Source organism: Pseudomonas sp. PSPC3-2 (assembly GCF_049897085.1).
In the GTDB taxonomy this organism is placed as follows: domain Bacteria; phylum Pseudomonadota; class Gammaproteobacteria; order Pseudomonadales; family Pseudomonadaceae; genus Aquipseudomonas; species Aquipseudomonas paraveronii.
The window spans coordinates 264,025-282,481 of sequence record NZ_JAFCVO010000001.1 but is presented as its reverse complement, the minus strand read 5'-3'; the positions used below and the strand labels follow the sequence as shown (position 1 = coordinate 282,481).

The window sequence follows — 18,457 nt, the reverse complement described above, 5'->3', positions numbered from 1 at the left end:
GCGTCATCATGGGCCACTTTTGTATGGCAGCCCAAAGGACGCCCCATGAATCTGCCTCCCCGCCAGCAACAAATCCTCGAACTGGTCCGCGAACGCGGCTACGTCAGTATCGAGGAAATGGCGCAGTTGTTCGTTGTCACCCCACAAACCATCCGCCGCGATATCAACCAGTTGGCGGACGCCAACCTGTTGCGCCGCTACCACGGCGGCGCGGCCTATGATTCCAGTGTCGAAAACACCGCATACGCCATGCGTGCCGACCAGATGCGCGACGAGAAACAGCGCATCGGCGAAGCGATCGCCGCACAAATCCCCGACCACGCCTCGCTGTTCATCAACATCGGCACCACCACCGAATCCATCGCCCGTGCGTTGCTCAACCACAATCACCTGAAAATCATCACCAACAACCTCAACGTCGCCACCATGCTCAGCGCCAAGGACGACTTCGACGTGCTGCTGACCGGCGGCAATGTGCGGCGTGATGGCGGTGTCGTGGGCCAGGCCAGCGTCGACTTTATCAACCAGTTCAAGGTCGATTTCGCCCTGGTAGGCATCAGCGGCATCGATGAAGACGGCAGCCTGCTCGACTTCGACTACCAAGAAGTACGGGTTTCCCAGGCGATCATCGCCAATGCGCGCAAGGTGATTCTGGCGGCGGACTCGAGCAAGTTCGGGCGCAATGCCATGATTCGCCTGGGGCCGATCAGCCTGGTGGACTGCCTGGTGACTGACCAGCAGCCGGTGCCGGCGTTGGTGCAGTTGTTGAACCAGCATAAGGTTCGGCTGGAAGTGGTCTAGCGCCTGCACTGACGCTATCGGGGGCACGCCCCCTCCCACATTTGAATGGGTTCGCACATCAAAGTGCGGGAGGGGGCTTGCCCCCGATAGCGATTGATCCTGCCCCCATTTCCTTGAGCCTTCCCCAGGCACATGTTCACAAATTTTCCTTTTCTCGCCCTTCGATGAGTTTTTTCAATCGAATTCGGGTGGCTGTGGGCGCGTTTATCAGCTACCATTTTCGGAAATGAACATTAATGTTCGAATTCCAATACGAAAAGATCGCGAGGCCAGCCGATGAACCCTTCTACCTTGCCTGCTCCACCGCTTGCCGAAGTCTATGACGTTGCCGTTATCGGTGGCGGGATCAATGGCGTCGGCATTGCAGCAGACGCAGCCGGTCGCGGTTTGTCGGTATTCCTTTGCGAAAAGGACGACTTGGCCAGCCACACTTCCTCCGCCAGCAGCAAGCTGATCCACGGTGGGCTGCGTTACCTCGAACATTACGAATTCCGCCTGGTGCGCGAAGCCCTGGCCGAACGCGAAGTGCTGCTGGCCAAGGCCCCGCACATCGTCAAGCAGATGCGCTTTGTATTGCCGCACCGCCCGCACCTGCGGCCTGCGTGGATGATCCGCGCAGGCCTGTTCCTGTATGACCACCTGGGCAAGCGCGAAAAACTCGAGGGTTCGAAAAGCCTCAAGTTCGGCCCCGATAGCCCGCTGAAAAGCGAAATCACCAAAGGCTTCGAATATTCCGACTGCTGGGTCGATGACGCCCGCCTGGTGGTACTCAATGCCATGGCTGCCCGCGAAAAAGGCGCACACATCCATACCCAGACCCGTTGCGTCAGCGCACACCGCAGCAAGGGCCTGTGGGAAATGAACATGGAACGCGCCGACGGCAGCCTGTTCTCGATCCGCGCCAAGGCGCTGGTGAACGCCGCCGGGCCGTGGGTCGCCAAGTTCATCAAGGAAGACTTGAAGCTGGATTCGCCCTACGGCATCCGTCTGATCCAGGGCAGCCACCTGATCGTGCCAAGACTGTACGACGGCGCCCACGCGCATATCCTGCAGAACGAAGACCAGCGCATCGTTTTCACGATTCCATACCTGGACCACCTGACCATCATCGGCACCACCGACCGCGAATACACCGGCGATCCGGCGAAAGTGGCGATTACTGAAGGTGAAACCGACTACATGCTCAAGGTGGTCAACGCTCACTTCAAGAAGCAACTGAGCCGCGATGACATCGTCCACACCTACTCCGGCGTGCGCCCACTGTGCAACGACGAGTCGGACAACCCGTCGGCCATCACCCGCGACTACACCCTGTCGCTCTCCGGCGGCACTGGCGAGGCGCCGATCCTGTCGGTGTTCGGCGGCAAACTGACCACCTACCGCAAGCTCGCCGAGTCGGCGATGGCCCACCTGGCGCCTTATTTCACGCAGATGCGCCCAAGCTGGACCGCCAACGCGAGCCTGCCGGGCGGCGAAGACATGAGCACGCCAGAAGCCCTGGCTGCGGCCATCCGCGCCCGGTTCGACTGGGTGCCAAGCGACATCGCACGCCGCTGGTCCACCACCTACGGCAGCCGCACCTGGCGCCTGCTGGAAGGCGTGCAATCGCTGGCCGACCTCGGCGACCACCTCGGTGGCGGTCTGTACACCCGCGAAGTCGACTACCTGTGCACCGAAGAATGGGCGACCCAAGCCGAGGATGTGCTGTGGCGCCGCACCAAGCTCGGCCTGTCCACCACCCCGGAAGAACAGGCCAACGTGCAGCGTTACCTGTCCAAGGTTGAATTGAGCCGCAGCAAGATCCAGGCGGCCTGACAGACCGCTCTCACAAAAGCCCCTGCGCCGTAAGGTCCAGGGGCTTTGTTATATCGGCGCGTCCATTCGGCTTTCCGAACGCGCCCCCCATGCCTGATTCGGTTTGCCGGATCTGGCCATTACAAATATTCCGTCACATAAAGTTAATAGCCATATAAATCATATAGTTAGTCATTTACTCATGGTCTGGCACGACTCATGCTCTACACTTCAGGACGATTGCCTGAGATGTCTCAGGAGCCGTCATGGGCATTCGCTGTATAAGAGAGCCGCTTAACCGGCTTCATAAAAAAAACAAATGTCGAGGAAGTATTGATGCGCATCGTTCCCCATATCTTGGGCGCAGCTATCGCTGCCGCTCTGATCAGCACTCCCGTTTTCGCCGCCGAACTCACCGGCACGCTGAAGAAAATCAACGACTCCGGCACCATCACCCTCGGGCACCGCGACAGCTCCATCCCGTTTTCCTACATCGCGGATGGTTCGGGCAAACCGGTGGGCTACTCCCACGACATTCAGTTGGCTATCGTCGAAGCCCTGAAAAAAGACCTGAACAAACCCCAACTGCAGGCCAAGTACAACCTGGTCACTTCGCAGACCCGTATCCCGCTGGTGCAGAACGGCACCGTGGACATCGAGTGCGGTTCCACCACCAACAACGCCGAGCGCGCCCAGCAAGTTGCGTTCACCACCAACATCTTCGAAATCGGCACCCGCCTGCTGGTCAAGAAAGACAAGGATGGCAAGCCGTCCTATAGCGACTTCGCCGACCTGAAAGGCAAGAACGTCGTGACCACCGCCGGTACCACGTCCGAGCGCATCATCAAGGCGATGAACGCCGACAAGCAGATGGGCATGAACGTCATCTCCGCCAAAGACCACGGCGAATCCTTCCAGATGCTGGAAAGCGGCCGTGCCGTCGCGTTCATGATGGACGACGCCCTGCTGGCCGGTGAAGAAGCCAAGGCCAAGAAGCCCGACGACTGGGTCATTACCGGCACTCCGCAGTCCTTCGAAGCCTACGCCTGCATGGTTCGCAAAGAAGACCCTGCGTTCAAGAAAGCCGTGGATGACGCCATCGTCGCCCTGTACAAGTCCGGCGAAATCAACAAGATCTACAGCAAGTGGTTCGAAAGCCCGATCCCACCAAAAGGCCTGAACCTGAACTTCCCGATGAGTGAAAAGGTTAAGGAACTGATCGCCAATCCGAGCGACAAGCCAGCGCCTGACGTAAAAATCTGATTCCTGGCTAACCTTATCTCCTGAGGGAGCCAACACTCCCTCAGGCGTCTGTTACTACCTGCTAGCTTTATTTTGGAACACTCGACCGGGCGGTTTTCGAGCCGATCGTGTGTGCCTGGCGTTCACCGTCAGGCGGGGACGGATTTTCCCCAAGCGGGTGCTTGTACATCGATCGATCTCGAGGGGAGACCCTAATGAATTACAACTGGGACTGGGGCGTGTTCTTCAAGTCCACTGGCGTTGGCAGCGAGACTTATCTCGACTGGTACATCGCCGGCTTGGGCTGGACCATTGCCATCGCCGTCGTGGCATGGATTATCGCCTTGCTGCTGGGCTCCATTCTGGGGGTCATGCGCACCGTGCCAAACCGTATCGTATCGGGCATCGCGACCTGCTACGTGGAACTGTTTCGTAACGTACCGCTGCTGGTGCAACTGTTCATCTGGTACTTCCTGATACCCGACCTGCTGCCGCAAAACCTGCAGGACTGGTACAAGCAAGACCTGAACCCGACCACCTCGGCCTACCTGAGCGTTGTGGTGTGCCTGGGCCTGTTCACCGCCGCACGTGTCTGCGAGCAAGTACGCACCGGCATCCAGGCGCTGCCGCGTGGCCAGGAAGCCGCCGCTCGCGCCATGGGTTTCAAGCTGCCGCAGATCTACTGGAACGTGCTGCTACCCCAGGCCTACCGGATCATCATTCCGCCGCTTACCTCGGAATTCCTCAACGTGTTCAAGAACTCCTCCGTGGCGTCCTTGATCGGCCTGATGGAATTGCTGGCGCAAACCAAGCAGACCGCCGAGTTCTCGGCCAACCTGTTTGAAGCCTTCACCCTGGCCACGCTGATCTACTTCACCCTGAACATGAGCCTGATGTTGCTGATGCGCCTGGTCGAGAAGAAAGTCGCCGTGCCCGGCCTGATCTCCGTGGGGGGTAAATAATGGAACTCGATTTCAGCGGCATCATCCCCGCTATCCCTGGCCTGTGGAACGGCATGATCATGACCTTGCAGTTGATGGTCATGGGCGTGGTCGGCGGTATTGCTCTCGGCACAGCCCTGGCGTTGATGCGCCTGTCGTCCAGCAAGCTGCTATCGCGCCTGGCCGGCGCCTACGTGAACTACTTCCGCTCGATTCCGTTGCTGCTGGTCATCACCTGGTTCTACCTGGCGGTGCCCTTCGTGCTGCGCTGGATCACCGGCGAAGACACGCCAATCGGTGCGTTCACTTCCTGCGTCGTGGCCTTCATGATGTTCGAGGCCGCGTACTTCTGTGAAATCGTGCGGGCCGGCGTGCAGTCGATCCCCAAGGGCCAGATGGGGGCCGCACAGGCGATGGGCATGACGTATGGCCAGACCATGCGTCTGATCATCCTGCCCCAGGCGTTCCGCAAGATGACCCCGTTGCTGCTGCAACAGAGCATCATCCTGTTCCAGGACACCTCGCTGGTCTACACCGTGGGCCTGGTGGACTTCCTCAACTCCGCCCGCTCCAACGGCGACATCATCGGCCGCTCCAATGAGTTCCTGATCTTCGCCGGTGTCGTCTACTTCATCATCAGCTTTTCCGCCTCGCTGCTGGTCAAGCGTCTGCAAAAAAGGTTTGCCGTATGATCTCTATCAAGAACATCAACAAGTGGTATGGCGACTTCCAGGTGCTGACCGATTGCAGCACCGAGGTTAAAAAAGGCGAAGTGATCGTGGTGTGCGGGCCGTCTGGTTCGGGTAAATCCACCCTGATCAAGTGCGTCAACGCGCTGGAACCGTTCCAGAAAGGCGACGTGATCGTCGACGGGACGTCCATCGCCGACCCGAAGACCAACCTGCCGAAACTGCGTTCGCGCGTCGGCATGGTGTTCCAGCACTTCGAGCTGTTCCCGCACCTGACCATCACCGAAAACCTGACCATCGCGCAGATCAAGGTGCTCGGCCGCAGCAAGGAAGAAGCCACCAAAAAGGGCCTGCAACTGCTTGAACGCGTCGGCCTGTCAGCGCACGCCCACAAGCACCCTGGCCAGCTTTCCGGTGGTCAGCAGCAACGGGTGGCGATTGCCCGCGCCCTGGCCATGGACCCGATCGTCATGTTGTTTGACGAACCGACCTCGGCCCTCGACCCGGAAATGGTCAACGAAGTGCTGGATGTGATGGTGCAACTGGCCCAGGAAGGCATGACCATGATGTGCGTGACCCACGAAATGGGCTTCGCCCGCAAAGTGGCCGACCGCGTGATCTTCATGGACGCCGGCAAGATCATCGAGGACTGCCCGAAAGAAGAGTTCTTCGGCGACATCAGCGCCCGCTCCGAACGCGCGCAGCACTTCCTCGAGAAAATCCTGCAGCACTAAGCACTACCTAGCTTGCACTGTAGAAACCGGTTCAATGTGGGAGAGGGCTTGCTCCCTCCCACACTGGGCCGCGCAAGTTGGCAAGCTCTGGTTGACCCAAGGCATCTGTGATGAAATGCGACCCCAACCTCTATCGCGCCGCGCCGCCATCACTTGCCGTGAAGCCTCGTCTGATTCGCCAACTGTTCCTGCCGCCGTTGACCATCGCCCTGATGATCGGCTTGGGTTACATCGGCTTCTGGATCAGTGAGTACTATGGCATCCGCACCCTCAGCGATACCGGCGAACGCCAGTTGGAGCTGCATGCCCGCACCGTCGAAAGCGAGCTGAGCAAATACACCTACCTGCCCAGCCTCCTGGAACTGGAGTCCAGCGTGTCCGCGCTGCTGGCCGAGCCAAATCAGGACACCCGCAAAACCGTCAACGACTACCTCGAAGGCCTGAACCGGCGCAGCCGCAGTCGGGCCATCTATGTGATGGATACCACCGGCCGTGTGCTGGCCACCAGTAACTGGCGCGATGCCGACAGTTACCAAGGTGAAGACCTGTCCTTCCGCGCCTATTTCCAAAACGCCGTGCGCGGCCAGCCCGGGCGGTTCTATGGCATCGGCAGCACCAACGGCGAACCCGGTTACTACCTGGCCCATGGCCTGGAAGAACACGGCAAGATCATCGGCGTCGCCGTGGTCAAGGTCCGCCTCGAAGCCCTGGAAGAACGCTGGAAGCGCGCGCGTCTCGAAGCGTTTGTCAGCGACGAGAACGGCATCATCATCCTCTCCAGCGACCCGGCCCGCCGCCTCAAAGCCGTGCGCCCCCTGAGCGATGAGACCAAGGACCGCCTGGCACACAGCCTGCAATATTACTGGGCGACGCTGAACGAGCTGGAGCCCCTAGCCCGCGAGCGCCTCAACGAGGGTACGGAAAAGCTGACCTTTCCGGCGAACAGCGAAGTGGTGGCCGACGAGCACGAAGTCAGCTACCTGGCGCAGACCCGGCCCCTGAGCGACACGCCGTGGAATTTCACCCTGCTCACCCCGCTCAACGACCTGCGCCGGGCGGCGATCAACCAAGGCATCCTGGTGGCCGTCGCCTTTGGCCTGGTGGCGTTCCTGCTGATTGCCTGGAACGAACGACGCAAAGTCATCGCCACCCGCCTGGCCGCCCGGGAAGCCTTGCAGGAAGCCAACAGCCAGTTGGAGCGCCGGATTGCCGAACGCACCGCCGACCTGCGCGCCAGCAACGAGCGCCTCAAGGGGCAGATTCGCGAGCGCCGCCAGGCCGAAGAAACCCTGCGCCGCGCCCAGGATGAGCTGGTGCAGGCGGGCAAGCTGGCGGCCATCGGCCAGATGTCCACCAGCATCGCCCACGAACTGAACCAGCCCCTGGCCGCGCTGCGCACCTTGTCCGGCAATACCGTGCGTTTCCTGGAGCGCGGTGCACTGGATACCGCCAGCGCGAACCTCAAGACCATCAACGAATTGATCGACCGCATGGGTCGCATCACCGCCAGCCTGCGCTCCTTCGCGCGACGCGGCGACGACCAGGGCGAAGCCAGCCTGGGCAAGGCCGTGGATGCAGCGTTCCAAGTGCTCGGTGCGCGCCTCGACAGCCTGCCGCTGACGTTGCACCGCGACTTTGCCCCGGCCCAACTGCAGATCGACCAGACGCGCCTGGAGCAGATCCTGGTCAACCTGATCGGCAACGCCCTCGATGCCATGCAAGCACAACCGGCGCCCGAGCTGTGGCTGGAAGGCCATGAAGCCGACGGCAAATACCGCCTACAGGTGCGCGACAATGGCCATGGCATCGACCCCGAGGCGCGCAAGCATCTATTCGAACCGTTCTTCACCACCAAACCCGGCGAACAAGGCCTGGGCCTTGGCCTCACGTTGTCCGCCAGCCTGGCCGCAGCCACCGGCGGCAACCTCGCCGTGGAGCACCCCGTCGGCGGTGGTACTGCCTTTGTCCTGAGCCTGCCACTGGTGGGCGCTCAAAAAGCTGAGTCGTCATGAACGTAGAAAAAAACACTGACCTCACCGTCCTGATCGTCGAAGACGACCCCCATGTGCTGCTCGGCTGCCAGCAGGCACTGGCACTGGAAGACATCCTCAGCGTCGGCGTGGGCAGCGCCGAAGAGGCGCTCAAACGCATCGGCGAGAACTTTGCCGGTATCGTCATCAGCGATATCCGCCTGCCGGGTATCGACGGCCTGGAACTGCTCACCCGCCTCAAGACCCTGGATAAAAGCCTGCCGGTGGTTTTGATTACCGGGCACGGCGATATTTCCATGGCGGTCGGCGCCATGCGCAACGGCGCCTATGACTTCATGGAGAAACCCTTCTCCCCCGAACGTCTGGTCGAAGTGGCGCGCCGCGCCCTGGAACAACGCGGGCTGGCGCGAGAAGTCTGGTCGCTGCGCCGCCAGTTGGCCGAGCGCGATTCCCTGGAAGGGCGCATCATCGGCCGCTCGCCAGCGATGCAGAACTTACGCGATTTGATCGTCAACGTCGCCGATACTTCGGCCAACGTGCTAATCGAAGGCGAGACGGGCACCGGCAAGGAACTGGTCGCGCGTTGCCTGCATGATTTCAGCCGACGCCACGACCACCCGTTCGTTGCACTGAACTGCGGCGGCTTGCCGGAAAACCTGTTCGAAAGCGAGATCTTCGGCCACGAAGCCAACGCCTTTACCGGCGCCGGCAAACGGCGGATCGGCAAGATCGAGCACGCCCACGAAGGCACGCTGTTTCTCGATGAAGTGGAAAGCATGCCGATCAACCTGCAGATCAAGCTGCTGCGCGTGTTGCAGGAGCGCACCCTGGAACGCCTGGGCTCGAACCAGAGTGTGGCGGTGGATTGCCGGGTGATCGCCGCCACCAAGTCCGACCTTGACGAATTAAGCCGTGCCAGCCAGTTCCGCAGCGACCTGTACTACCGCCTCAACGTCGTGACCCTGGAACTGCCGCCCCTGCGCGAGCGCCGCGAAGACATCCTGCAACTGTTCGAACACTTCCTGCAGCAGTCATCCCTGCGCTTCGACCGCAGCGTGCCGGACCTCGACAACCAGACCTTGTCCAACCTGATGAGCCACGACTGGCCGGGCAACGTGCGTGAACTGCGCAACGTCGCCGAACGCTTCGCCCTGGGCCTCCCGGCCTTCAAGAAAAGCGGCGCCAGCAGCGGTAGCCAGGGCGTGGCCTTCACCGAGGCGGTGGAAGCCTTCGAACGCAACCTGCTCAACGACGCCCTGCAACGCAGCGGCGGCAACCTGACACAGGCGAGCCAGGAACTGGGAATGGCCAAGACCACCCTGTTCGACAAGGTCAAGAAATACGGTTTAAGCCACTAGGGAGCTGCGCGTGGATCTGGTATTGAAGGCCGCCCTGGGCGCGGCGGTGGTGTTGATATTGGCCGCGTTGGCTAAGACCCGGAATTACTACATCGCCGGGCTGGTGCCATTGTTTCCGACCTTTGCACTGATCGCCCATTACATCGTCGGCAAGGGCCGCTCGGTGGACGACTTGAAGACCACCATCCTGTTCGGGATGTGGTCGATCATTCCGTACTTTGTGTACCTGGCGACGCTCTACGTGATGGTCGACCGCCTGCGGCTGGAGGCCTCGCTCGCCGTGGCGGCGGTGGCGTGGTTGATGGCAGCGACAGTGCTGGTCAGCGTCTGGGTACGCCTCCATAGCTGACCCACCACAATCCAAATGTGGGAGGGCGCTTGCCCCCGATAGCAGTGGGTCAGACAGCCTATTTGTATCTGATCCACCGCCATCGGGGGCAAGCCCCCTCCCACATTTAGAACAGTGCTGTGCTAGGTAACTCAGCGGACTATTTTGTCGATCTGAATCCCCAGTTTTTTCAGGCGATACCAGAAGCTGCGCTCGGAAATCCCGATCTTCGCCGCTGCGGCTGCCTGTACGCCATTGCTCTCGAGCAACGCCGCCTGGATGTAGGCTTTCTCCACCTCCGCCAGCGCCGCATCCAGGTCCTGGGGAATGCCCGGCCCGTCGCTGAGAATCGCCATCACGCCGCCCTCGCTGGGCTTGGACGCGAACAGATAACCCGGCAGGTCGATATCTTCGATCACCGGCGACGACGCCACGATGGTCGCGCGCTCCACGCAATTCTGCAGCTCACGGATATTGCCCGGCCAGTGATACGCCGTCATGGCCTGCAAGGCCTCGGGGCTGAAACCGGTGATGCGTTTGCCGGCGGTGGCGCTGAGGGTCTGGGCGAAGTGCCGGGCCAGGGGCGCAATGTCTTCCACGCGCTCGCGCAAGGGCGGCAGCGGGATCGGGAACACGTTGAGGCGGTAATACAAGTCCTCGCGAAATTCCTTATTGGCCACCGCGTCCAGCAGGTTCTTGTTGGTGGCGGCGATCACCCGCACGTCCACCTTGCGCTCGCGGGGGTCGCCCACCGGCTCGATCACCCGCTCCTGCAAGGCGCGCAGAATCTTGGCCTGCAGCGCCAGGGGCATGTCACCCACTTCGTCGAGAAACAGCGTGCCCTTGTCGGCCTGCATAAAGCGCCCGACCCGGTCGGCCACGGCGCCGGTGAAGGCGCCCTTGCGATGGCCGAACATTTCGCTTTCGAGCAGCCCTTCGGGGATCGCCGCGCAATTGACCGCCACGAACGGCTTGTCGGCCCGGCTGCCGTGCTTGTGGATGGCGCGGGCGACCATTTCCTTGCCGGTGCCGCTCTCGCCGGTCAGCAGGATGGTTGCACTGCTGTCGCGCACCGAATCCACCGCCTGCAACACCTTGCGAAACGCCGGGCTGTCGCCCACCAGGCTGTCGAACTGCGCCTGCTCGTCCAGCTCGGCGCGCATACGTGCGTTGTCGCGCATGATGTCGCGAAACTGCAGGGCCTTGGCCACGGTGATGTCCAGTTCGTCGATATCGAACGGCTTGGCGATGTAGTCATACGCACCGTTACGCATCGACTGCACGGCGTTTTTCACCGTACTGTAGGCGGTCATCACGATCACCGGCACCTGGGGATAGCGCACCTTGATCTCGGCCAGCAGCGCCGGCCCGTCCATGCCCGGCATGCGCCAGTCACTGATCACCAGGTCGATGTCTTCCTGCTCCAGCACTTTGAGCGCATGCAGGCCGTTCCCCGCAGTGAACACCTGGATGCCGTTCTGGCTGAGTGCCGACGACAGCAGGTCACAGAGCTTGGGCTCGTCGTCGACCACCAATATGTTATGCGTCATGAGTGTCCTCATCGTCTTCGCCAATCGCCGGAATGTACAGGCTGAACGTGGCGCCGGCATCATTCTCGCTGGCACATTCGATGCTGCCGTCGTGACTTTCCATGATCGAATAGACTTTGGCCAGGCCCAGGCCAGTGCCGGAGGCCTTGGTGGTGACGAACGGCGTGAAGATGCGCTCGATCATATCCGCCGCAATACCCTGGCCGGTGTCGGCGATGCTGATGACCGTATTGCCGCCCTCTGAACGAATGCCCAGGGTCAGGCGACCGCCTTCAGGCATGGCATCGATGGCGTTGAGAATCAGGTTAAGGCAGGCCTGCTTGAGTTGCTTGGCGTCGGCGTAGATGGTCGCGCCGGGCGCCTGGTCGTCGATGTGCGCATCGATGTTGTGGCTGGCCAGCTCGGGGCCGCAGAAACCCAGAATGTCTTCCACCAGCGCGCGGGCCGGCAGCAACACGCGCAACGGCGGGTTGGGTTTGGCGAAGTCGAGAAACTCGGTGATCAGGTCGTTGATCCGGCTGACTTCGCTGATCACGTATTCCAGGTGGCGCTTGTCGGCTTCCGGTAAGTCGGCGCGACGGTGCAGCAGTTGGGTGGCGGTCTTGATGATGCCCAGCGGGTTACGGATTTCGTGGGCCAGGCCCATGGCGACTTCACCCAGGGCGTGCAAGCGGTCGCGCCGGCGCAGTTGGGCTTCGAGGTGATGCAACTCTCCCAGCCGCTCGGTCATATGGTTGAAGGTGCTGCTCAATTGCGCCAGTTCATCGCCGCCGCTGACCGCCACACGGTGTGCATAATTGCCCGAGATCACCGCGCTCACGCCCTGGGACAGATCGCGCAACGGCTGGGTCAAGCGCCGCGACACCAGCAGTCCCGCCGCCAGGGACAGTGCCGAGCTAACCAGGAAAATCAGCACGAACAAGTTGCTCTGGTTCACCAGCCCCACCAGGCTGGTATGGCGCAGCAGGCCACTGAAGATCACGCCTTGCAGCTCGCCGCTATCGTTGAAGATCGGCCAATACAAACCGCTGTATTTGTTGGTGAACTGTTCGCTGGGCTGCTTGGTGCTGCGCAACTCGGCTTCGACGCTTTTGGGGATGTGCGAGGGGCGATCCTTGAAGCGTTGGGTCGCGAAAATTTCCGAGAAACCGCTGGGGTTGGCCAGGTACAGGCGCAGGTCGAGGGAATGCACATCGGCCACGCTGGTGAGGAAACTGCTATCCAGGTAGGTGGCCACCAGCAGCACGTAGTCAACGCCTTCCTGGCTGGTCTCGAAGGTCGAGACCACGATACCGGTACTCACCCCCTCCAGCTGGACGGTCTGCAATGCGGCGTTGCTGGTCAGGTTGATCTGCTTGACGATGTCATCGGGGGCGGTGCTGAACACCACTTTGTGATCACTGCTGCGAATCAGGGCCACCACGTCGATATCCGTAGCTTGGGCGATATCGGCGGTGAGCCGGTCGTGCTTGGCTGCCTGCCGGCTGGAGGGCGGGCTGGTGTAGCGCAGGAACAATTTCGCCATGCGCGCGTTGTCATGCCGGATGTCACCGATCTCGTCCTTGACGATCTTGGTCGACTCCTGCAGCCAGATCCGCACGTTGCTGTCGAAAATCTGCGACAACGTGGTGGCGGCCAGTTCGGCCGCGATCATGGTCGGAATCACACTGACCAGCCAGAACGCCAGCACCAGCTTGCGCTGGACGCTCCAGCGCGAAATGGCAAAGGGGCGGGCTTTTTGGCGGGTCTTGGTGATCATCGGGTTTCGCTTATCGCAGCAGCCATGGCAGGGTCGGAACGATCCGGTCGAAGAAACATTTTCACGAGTCTGAGCAGGCCGTTGACCAGCCGGTTACGGTGGCGGAAGAACAGGCTATTGCCCTCAAACTCGCACCCCAGCCGCAGCTTACTGGCATACCCGGCCTGTCCGCACTCATACAGCGCAATATTGTGTTGGATACAGTAGTCGACATTGGTCAACCAACTGCGGAAGTAGAGGTTGTAGTCACGGGTAAACTCCGCGTCGTGCCCGAAAAACTTGTCGACCAGCCGATGCTCGTCCACCAGGATCAGGTTGAACGCCACCAAGTGCTCGCCCACCCAGTAAAGAGCACAGACCGCGCGCTGTTCAAGGCGTTCAAGTACGCCGGTGAAGTAGCTGGCGGGCAGGCGTTCGAACTGCAGCTCGGCACGGGTCAACGTGGACTCATACAGACGCATGACCTCGGGCAGCACATCGTCGATGTTGCGCCGCCACTCCACCCGTGGGCCCGGCGCACGCAGTTTGCGACGCAAGTCCTTGCGTGTGGATTTGCCCAGCGAGCCCAGGTAGGCGTCCACCGAGCCGTAAGGCAGCGGCAATACGCCCGTGGGCAAACTCGGCATGCTTTGAAAGCCTGCCGCGCGGCAACTGTCGGCCCAGTGCGGGTCCTGCGTCGGCGCATCCTTGACCGCCACCAGGCCGATGCCGAACTCATCGGCGTCCTGGCGCGCCGCCAGCAGCAGGTGTTTGAGCACCAGCGGGCGGTGCCCCTCAGGCACGCTACTGGCAAACCCGACGTCGCAACGCTCGGCCACCGGCGAACCGATGGCGTACAGCCCCACTTGCAAAACACCCGGCCACAGTCGCTCCAACCGCGAGGTCAAGCGCTTGCCGGCGCCCGACACCGTGGTATCGAGGCGGTAATGGGTGATGAACGCGGCGGCCACGGCTACCAGCGCTCCGTCTTCAAATACCGCCAGGTAGCGCCATTGAAAATCGTCGATGGCGGCATTTTCCACGGCGACGTAGTAGTCCCAGTCCTCCAGCGCACCGGGAAAACAGTCATTCCAGGCACTGCGCCGAATGGCCCGGATGGTCGGGAAGGCTTGGGTGGTAATCACATATTTCCCTTATTTTTGTCGCAAGCCGCCGATCAAATGTGTGAGCTTTCGAGCCCCTGCGAGGCGGTGATGGCATCACCTCGGTGTAACGGATAGACCGCGATAGCTGCATCGCCGTCTCGCTTAAGCGCTACAGCTCCCCCATCAGCCTGTTTGGATCTGCAAAGACCGGCGTGCAGCTCGACAAACTCAGCACTCAACTCGATCACCCGACGGTATTGCAGGTCGACAGTGATCATGTGGTAGCAGTTGTCCAGCAAGACCTTGGTCACCGGCCCGCCGAGGTGACGTTCCACGTAATCGGCGTTCCAGCGGCTGGTGATGTCGTCCTCGATCGAATGCAGTACCAGCGCCGGGGCCTTGACCTGCGGCATGCGTTTCTTGACCACGGCGTTCATCCGGTGCAACTCGCGCACGGTGATGCCTTCCATGGTCAACAGACCGGCCTCGCTGCTCTGCCCTTCCTTCATCTGCCGCTCGACGATCGCCCGCAGGCGTTCGTTCTTGATGCCGTAAGGCGGCTTCTCTTCGAAGCGACAGATATGCACGCCGAACGGAATTTTCATCAACAACGGCGTGAGAAACGCCAGCTTGTGAATGCTCCAGCCGTCGTACTTCAAGGTGGTCGAATACATCAGCAGCCCGGCGACCTGGCCCGGATGTTCCGAGGCCAGGTACATCGACATCACCGCGCCCATCGACAAACCGCCGACAAACACCTGTTCATGACGCTGGCGGACCTGGACGAAGGTTTTACGCACCCCTTCGTACCAGTCCAGCCAGCCGGTGGCCTGCAGGTCGCTGTTGTCGCCGCAGTGCCCGGCCAGGGTGGGCACGTACACCGTGCAATTACCCACCTTGGCCAGGCCCTTGGCGACCTGGCGCAGTTCCGTCGGCGTGCCTGTCAGGCCGTGGATCAACAGGATGCCGACCGGCCCTTCACCGAGAACGAAGCCGGCATCACCCTCACCGAGGTCGATCCCGACGTTGCTCACCGTTTAGTCGCTCGCACCAGCAGTTGCTCGAGCAGCTTCAGGCCCAGCTCAATTTCCGGGTAGCTGATTTCCAGGGACGGTGCCAGGGTGATCACGTTCTTGTAGTAGCCGCCCACGTCGAGGATCAGGCCGAGCTTGCGGCCGTCCACGACCATGTCGCCCTTCATGCCTTCTTCGACCATGTAGTCCAGGGTCGCCTTGTCTGGCGTGAAACCATCCGGGCCGCAGATTTCGCAGCGCAGGGCCAGGCCCAGGCCATCGACGTCGCCGATGATCGGGAAGCGTTTTTGCAGGTCCTGCAGGCCTTCCAGGAAGAACTTGCCCTTGGCCATGACCATTGCGCCGTAGTCGACTTCGCTGGTCATTTTGAACATTTCCAAGCCTACCGCCGTACCCAACGGGTTGGAGGCGAAGGTGGAGTGGGTCGAGCCTGGTGGGAAGATCTTCGGGTTGATCAGTTCTTCACGGGCCCAGATGCCGCCCAGCGGGTTGAGGCCGTTGGTCAGCGCCTTGCCGAACACGATCACGTCGGGTTGTACGTCGAAGTGCTCGATCGACCACAACTTGCCGGTGCGATAGAAGCCCATCTGGATTTCGTCGGACACCATCAGGATGCCGTGCTGATCCAGCACCTGCTTGAGCTCGCGGTAGAAGTTCAGCGGTGGGATCACGTAACCGCCGGTACCCTGGATCGGCTCGACGTAGAACGCGGCGTATTCACTCTGGCCGACTTTCGGGTCCCACACGCCGTTGTATTCAGTCTCGAACAGGCGCGCGAATTGCTGCACGCAGTGGCTGCCGTATTCTTCCTTGGTCATGCCTTTAGGGCCGCGGAAGTGGTACGGGAACGGGATGAACTGCGCGCGCTCGCCGAAATGGCCGTAGCGGCGACGGTAGCGGTAGCTGGAGGTGATCGACGAGGCGCCGAGGGTGCGCCCGTGGTAGCCGCCTTCGAAGGCGAACATCAGGCTCTTGCCGTTGGTAGCGTTACGCACCACTTTCAGGGAGTCTTCGATGGACTGCGAACCGCCGACGTTGAAGTGAACGCGACCGTCGAGGCCGAATTTCTTCTTGGCGTCGACCGCGATCATTTCCGACAGCTCGATCTTGCCTTTGTGCAGGTACTGGCTGGCGATTTGCGGCAGGGTGTCGATCTGCTGTTTCAGCGCATTGTTCAAGCGCGGGTTGGCATAGCCGAAGTTGACCGCCGAGTACCACATTTGCAGGTCGAGGTAGGCCTGGTCTTCGGTGTCCCACACGTAGGAACCTTCGCAGCGGCTGAAAATACGCGGTGGTTCGATGTAGTGAACGGTGTCGCCGTAAGAGCAGTATTTGGCTTCTTTATCCAGAAGAATCTGGTCTTCGGCGCTCGCGATTCGGATATCAGACATGGTGGAAGAGTTCCTGATTTTCAATAGAGAGGTCAGTAGCAGCAAAGGTGGTGGCGTTGGCAGCGATGCCCTGTGGCAGCTTGGCCAGCAATGCGCTCACTTCGGCGAAGGTGTCGAAGCGCGCATACGCAATGTTGTTGGTCTCGCAGTACTGGGCAAGGCTGCCCTTGGCGAAAACGAAGTCGGCGGTGGAGGCCACGCACATGTCGGACTTACCGTCGCCGATCACCAGCACGCGCTTGTTACGCGGGGTGGATTTGCATTTGCAGTTGCCGGAAGCGGCGCGGCAGGCATCGCTGGCATACGGGAAATCAATGCGCCAGCTGTTCTGGTCGACCTGGCGCAGGCGGTTGGCGAGGATCGGCAGCAGGCTCACGTAATTGCGCGACAGAATCCGCGCGATGCCTTGCTCGATACCGTCGCTGACCACTTCGATGGACGCCCCCAGGCCGATGACGTGATCGACGAAATCGGGGAAGTCGGGGTCGATCTCGACGCTGTCGAAATAGGCCAGCAGTTCAGCGGGCGTGGCCTTGATCAGCGCGAGTTGGCGGCTCAGGCATTCGCGTGAACCGATATGCCCGTCCAGCCATTCCTGCTCGATGGTTTCCCACTCGGGGCCGGCGAAGCGTTGGAGGACGTTGTCGATGACATCGGTGGGGGTAATGGTCCCGTCGAAGTCACACACGATATGCCAGTGGATCATCTGCCTTTCCTTTAGGTGAAGGGCCTTGGAGGGGCGCGCTCTGTGCGCTTGCAAAAGGTGCTAGAGCAGGGACTGTGCCAACTGGCCAACGCCCAATGGCGCTGGGGGTTTGCGCGGGTGCCAGGCGGTTTTGTGTCGCGCGAGCTACAATTTTTGTAGCTTGCTACAAACAAGATGAGTGCTTGCGCCAACGCCGCGCTTTGCGCGTTCATGCGCGCATAGTCAATCAAGGAACAGTGACCATGTTCAGGATCACCTCCGCTGTATTCGCCGGATTACTGGGGCTGTGGAGCGTTTCACAAGCCGCGCAGGCCGACGGCATCACCGGTGAAGCAGGTGCGGGCATCAGCTACCAGCCCAAAGAACCCACCGGCACCCGCTATGAAACCGCGGCCATTCCGTACCTCGACCTTGACTGGGGCAACGTCAGCCTCGGCACCGATGACGGCCTGACCTGGAGCGCGCTGAAAACCAACGGTTTCAGCGCCGGCCCGTACATCAACTACCTCTCGGGCCGCACGGCCAACGGCGCGTTGTCGGGGTTGCGCGAAGTGTCGAGCATGGCCGAGGTCGGCGGGTTCGTGCAGTACGCGCCGGCCGATTTCTGGCGGGTCTATGCCCAACTGGGTCGCGCCGTGGGTGGCGCCCAGGGCCAAGGCGGCGTGCTTGGCAAGGTCGGTGGCGAGCTAGGCTATCCGCTGGGTGGCGGGATCATTGGCAGCAGCGGCCTGATGGCGCATTTTGCCGACGCACGCCAGACCAACACGTTTTTCGGCGTGAGCGATAGCGAAGCCGCCGCCTCGGGCTTTCGGCCCTACAACGCCAGCGGCGGTTTCCAGAACCTGACGTTCACGCAGAGCTTCGAATTTCCCCTGGCGGCGAAATGGTCGCTGTTGACCAGTGCCAGTTGGGTACACCTGGTGGGTTCGGCAGCGGACAGCAGCATCGTCAAGCAGACCGGCGAAGTGAACCAGGGCCAGGTGCAGACGGCGATCAGCTACAAGTTCGACTGATGCACATCGATAAAAATGTGGGAGGGGCGGTGCGACGATTC

Annotated in this window: 16 protein-coding genes; 10 read left to right on the top strand and 6 right to left on the bottom strand. The window is 61.1% G+C overall.

Annotation, left to right across the window (positions count from 1 at the left end):
- Positions 1–45 precede the first annotated feature (45 nt).
- From ACP7CJ_RS01205 to ACP7CJ_RS01165, 9 genes are all read left to right on the top strand, one after another.
- Positions 46–801, top strand: coding sequence for a DeoR/GlpR family transcriptional regulator (locus ACP7CJ_RS01205; RefSeq protein WP_247396312.1), 756 nt, complete (start codon positions 46–48; stop codon positions 799–801).
- 276 nt (positions 802–1,077) lie between these two features.
- The gene (gene glpD, locus ACP7CJ_RS01200; protein ID WP_426099614.1) at positions 1,078–2,616 is read left to right on the top strand and encodes a glycerol-3-phosphate dehydrogenase; all 1,539 of its coding nucleotides are present in this window, start codon (positions 1,078–1,080) and stop codon (positions 2,614–2,616) included.
- A 315-nt stretch (positions 2,617–2,931) separates the two neighbouring features.
- Positions 2,932–3,858 (top strand): glutamate/aspartate ABC transporter substrate-binding protein, encoded by a 927-nt coding sequence (locus tag ACP7CJ_RS01195; RefSeq protein WP_276196703.1) that lies wholly within the window; start codon positions 2,932–2,934, stop codon positions 3,856–3,858.
- A 194-nt stretch (positions 3,859–4,052) separates the two neighbouring features.
- A complete protein-coding gene (locus tag ACP7CJ_RS01190) occupies positions 4,053–4,799 on the top strand; it encodes an amino acid ABC transporter permease (protein WP_159954486.1) in 747 nt (248 codons plus the stop codon).
- Positions 4,799–5,470, top strand: a complete 672-nt coding sequence (locus tag ACP7CJ_RS01185) for an amino acid ABC transporter permease (protein WP_426099615.1) — start codon at positions 4,799–4,801, stop codon at positions 5,468–5,470. Before ACP7CJ_RS01190 ends, ACP7CJ_RS01185 begins: the two co-directional genes overlap by 1 nt.
- The gene (locus ACP7CJ_RS01180; RefSeq protein WP_065926530.1) at positions 5,467–6,201 is read left to right on the top strand and encodes an amino acid ABC transporter ATP-binding protein; all 735 of its coding nucleotides are present in this window, start codon (positions 5,467–5,469) and stop codon (positions 6,199–6,201) included. The genes ACP7CJ_RS01185 and ACP7CJ_RS01180 overlap by 4 nt, the downstream gene beginning before the upstream one ends.
- 110 nt (positions 6,202–6,311) lie before the next feature.
- Positions 6,312–8,213 (top strand): sensor histidine kinase, encoded by a 1,902-nt coding sequence (locus tag ACP7CJ_RS01175; protein WP_276196701.1) that lies wholly within the window; start codon positions 6,312–6,314, stop codon positions 8,211–8,213.
- The gene (locus tag ACP7CJ_RS01170; RefSeq protein ID WP_276196700.1) at positions 8,210–9,550 is read left to right on the top strand and encodes a sigma-54-dependent transcriptional regulator; all 1,341 of its coding nucleotides are present in this window, start codon (positions 8,210–8,212) and stop codon (positions 9,548–9,550) included. Before ACP7CJ_RS01175 ends, ACP7CJ_RS01170 begins: the two co-directional genes overlap by 4 nt.
- A 10-nt stretch (positions 9,551–9,560) precedes the next feature.
- Positions 9,561–9,899 carry a GlpM family protein gene (locus ACP7CJ_RS01165; protein WP_276196699.1) on the top strand — a complete coding sequence of 113 codons (339 nt, stop codon included), beginning with the start codon at positions 9,561–9,563 and terminating at the stop codon, positions 9,897–9,899.
- A 131-nt stretch (positions 9,900–10,030) separates the two neighbouring features.
- On the opposite strand, the gene ACP7CJ_RS01160 is transcribed toward ACP7CJ_RS01165, so the two are convergent.
- The 6 genes from ACP7CJ_RS01160 to ACP7CJ_RS01135 are packed head-to-tail and all read right to left on the bottom strand — an operon-like array spanning position 10,031 to position 17,403.
- Entirely contained in the window at positions 10,031–11,428 is a 1,398-nt protein-coding gene (locus ACP7CJ_RS01160) for a sigma-54-dependent transcriptional regulator (RefSeq protein ID WP_276196698.1), read from the bottom strand.
- Positions 11,418–13,187: a sensor histidine kinase gene (locus ACP7CJ_RS01155; protein ID WP_276196697.1), complete on the bottom strand. Its 1,770-nt coding sequence runs from the start codon at positions 13,185–13,187 to the stop codon at positions 11,418–11,420. Before ACP7CJ_RS01155 ends, ACP7CJ_RS01160 begins: the two co-directional genes overlap by 11 nt.
- On the bottom strand, positions 13,184–14,311 hold the full coding sequence (locus ACP7CJ_RS01150) for a GNAT family N-acetyltransferase (protein ID WP_276196696.1): 1,128 nt from the start codon (positions 14,309–14,311) through the stop codon (positions 13,184–13,186). Before ACP7CJ_RS01150 ends, ACP7CJ_RS01155 begins: the two co-directional genes overlap by 4 nt.
- Positions 14,312–14,343: 32 nt before the next feature.
- Positions 14,344–15,306, bottom strand: a complete 963-nt coding sequence (locus ACP7CJ_RS01145; RefSeq protein ID WP_276196695.1) for an alpha/beta hydrolase — start codon at positions 15,304–15,306, stop codon at positions 14,344–14,346.
- Positions 15,303–16,697 (bottom strand): aspartate aminotransferase family protein, encoded by a 1,395-nt coding sequence (locus tag ACP7CJ_RS01140; RefSeq protein ID WP_247401096.1) that lies wholly within the window; start codon positions 16,695–16,697, stop codon positions 15,303–15,305. The genes ACP7CJ_RS01145 and ACP7CJ_RS01140 overlap by 4 nt, the downstream gene beginning before the upstream one ends.
- Positions 16,690–17,403, bottom strand: coding sequence for an MtnX-like HAD-IB family phosphatase (locus ACP7CJ_RS01135; protein WP_247401092.1), 714 nt, complete (start codon positions 17,401–17,403; stop codon positions 16,690–16,692). Before ACP7CJ_RS01135 ends, ACP7CJ_RS01140 begins: the two co-directional genes overlap by 8 nt.
- A gap of 242 nt (positions 17,404–17,645) precedes the next feature.
- On the opposite strand from ACP7CJ_RS01135, the gene ACP7CJ_RS01130 reads away from it, so the two are divergent.
- Complete coding sequence (locus ACP7CJ_RS01130) at positions 17,646–18,416, top strand: MipA/OmpV family protein (protein WP_276196694.1); 771 nt, start codon at positions 17,646–17,648, stop codon at positions 18,414–18,416.
- Positions 18,417–18,457: the final 41 nt, after the last annotated feature.

Coding starts and splice junctions, on each gene's coding strand:
- ACP7CJ_RS01205 (WP_247396312.1), top strand. CDS start 46: ATGAATCTGCCTCCCCGCCAGCAACAAATCCTCGAACTGGTCCGCGAA.
- glpD (WP_426099614.1), top strand. CDS start 1,078: ATGAACCCTTCTACCTTGCCTGCTCCACCGCTTGCCGAAGTCTATGAC.
- ACP7CJ_RS01195 (WP_276196703.1), top strand. CDS start 2,932: ATGCGCATCGTTCCCCATATCTTGGGCGCAGCTATCGCTGCCGCTCTG.
- ACP7CJ_RS01190 (WP_159954486.1), top strand. CDS start 4,053: ATGAATTACAACTGGGACTGGGGCGTGTTCTTCAAGTCCACTGGCGTT.
- ACP7CJ_RS01185 (WP_426099615.1), top strand. CDS start 4,799: ATGGAACTCGATTTCAGCGGCATCATCCCCGCTATCCCTGGCCTGTGG.
- ACP7CJ_RS01180 (WP_065926530.1), top strand. CDS start 5,467: ATGATCTCTATCAAGAACATCAACAAGTGGTATGGCGACTTCCAGGTG.
- ACP7CJ_RS01175 (WP_276196701.1), top strand. CDS start 6,312: ATGAAATGCGACCCCAACCTCTATCGCGCCGCGCCGCCATCACTTGCC.
- ACP7CJ_RS01170 (WP_276196700.1), top strand. CDS start 8,210: ATGAACGTAGAAAAAAACACTGACCTCACCGTCCTGATCGTCGAAGAC.
- ACP7CJ_RS01160 (WP_276196698.1), bottom strand. CDS start 11,428: ATGACGCATAACATATTGGTGGTCGACGACGAGCCCAAGCTCTGTGAC.
- ACP7CJ_RS01155 (WP_276196697.1), bottom strand. CDS start 13,187: ATGATCACCAAGACCCGCCAAAAAGCCCGCCCCTTTGCCATTTCGCGC.
- ACP7CJ_RS01140 (WP_247401096.1), bottom strand. CDS start 16,697: ATGTCTGATATCCGAATCGCGAGCGCCGAAGACCAGATTCTTCTGGAT.
- ACP7CJ_RS01135 (WP_247401092.1), bottom strand. CDS start 17,403: ATGATCCACTGGCATATCGTGTGTGACTTCGACGGGACCATTACCCCC.
- ACP7CJ_RS01130 (WP_276196694.1), top strand. CDS start 17,646: ATGTTCAGGATCACCTCCGCTGTATTCGCCGGATTACTGGGGCTGTGG.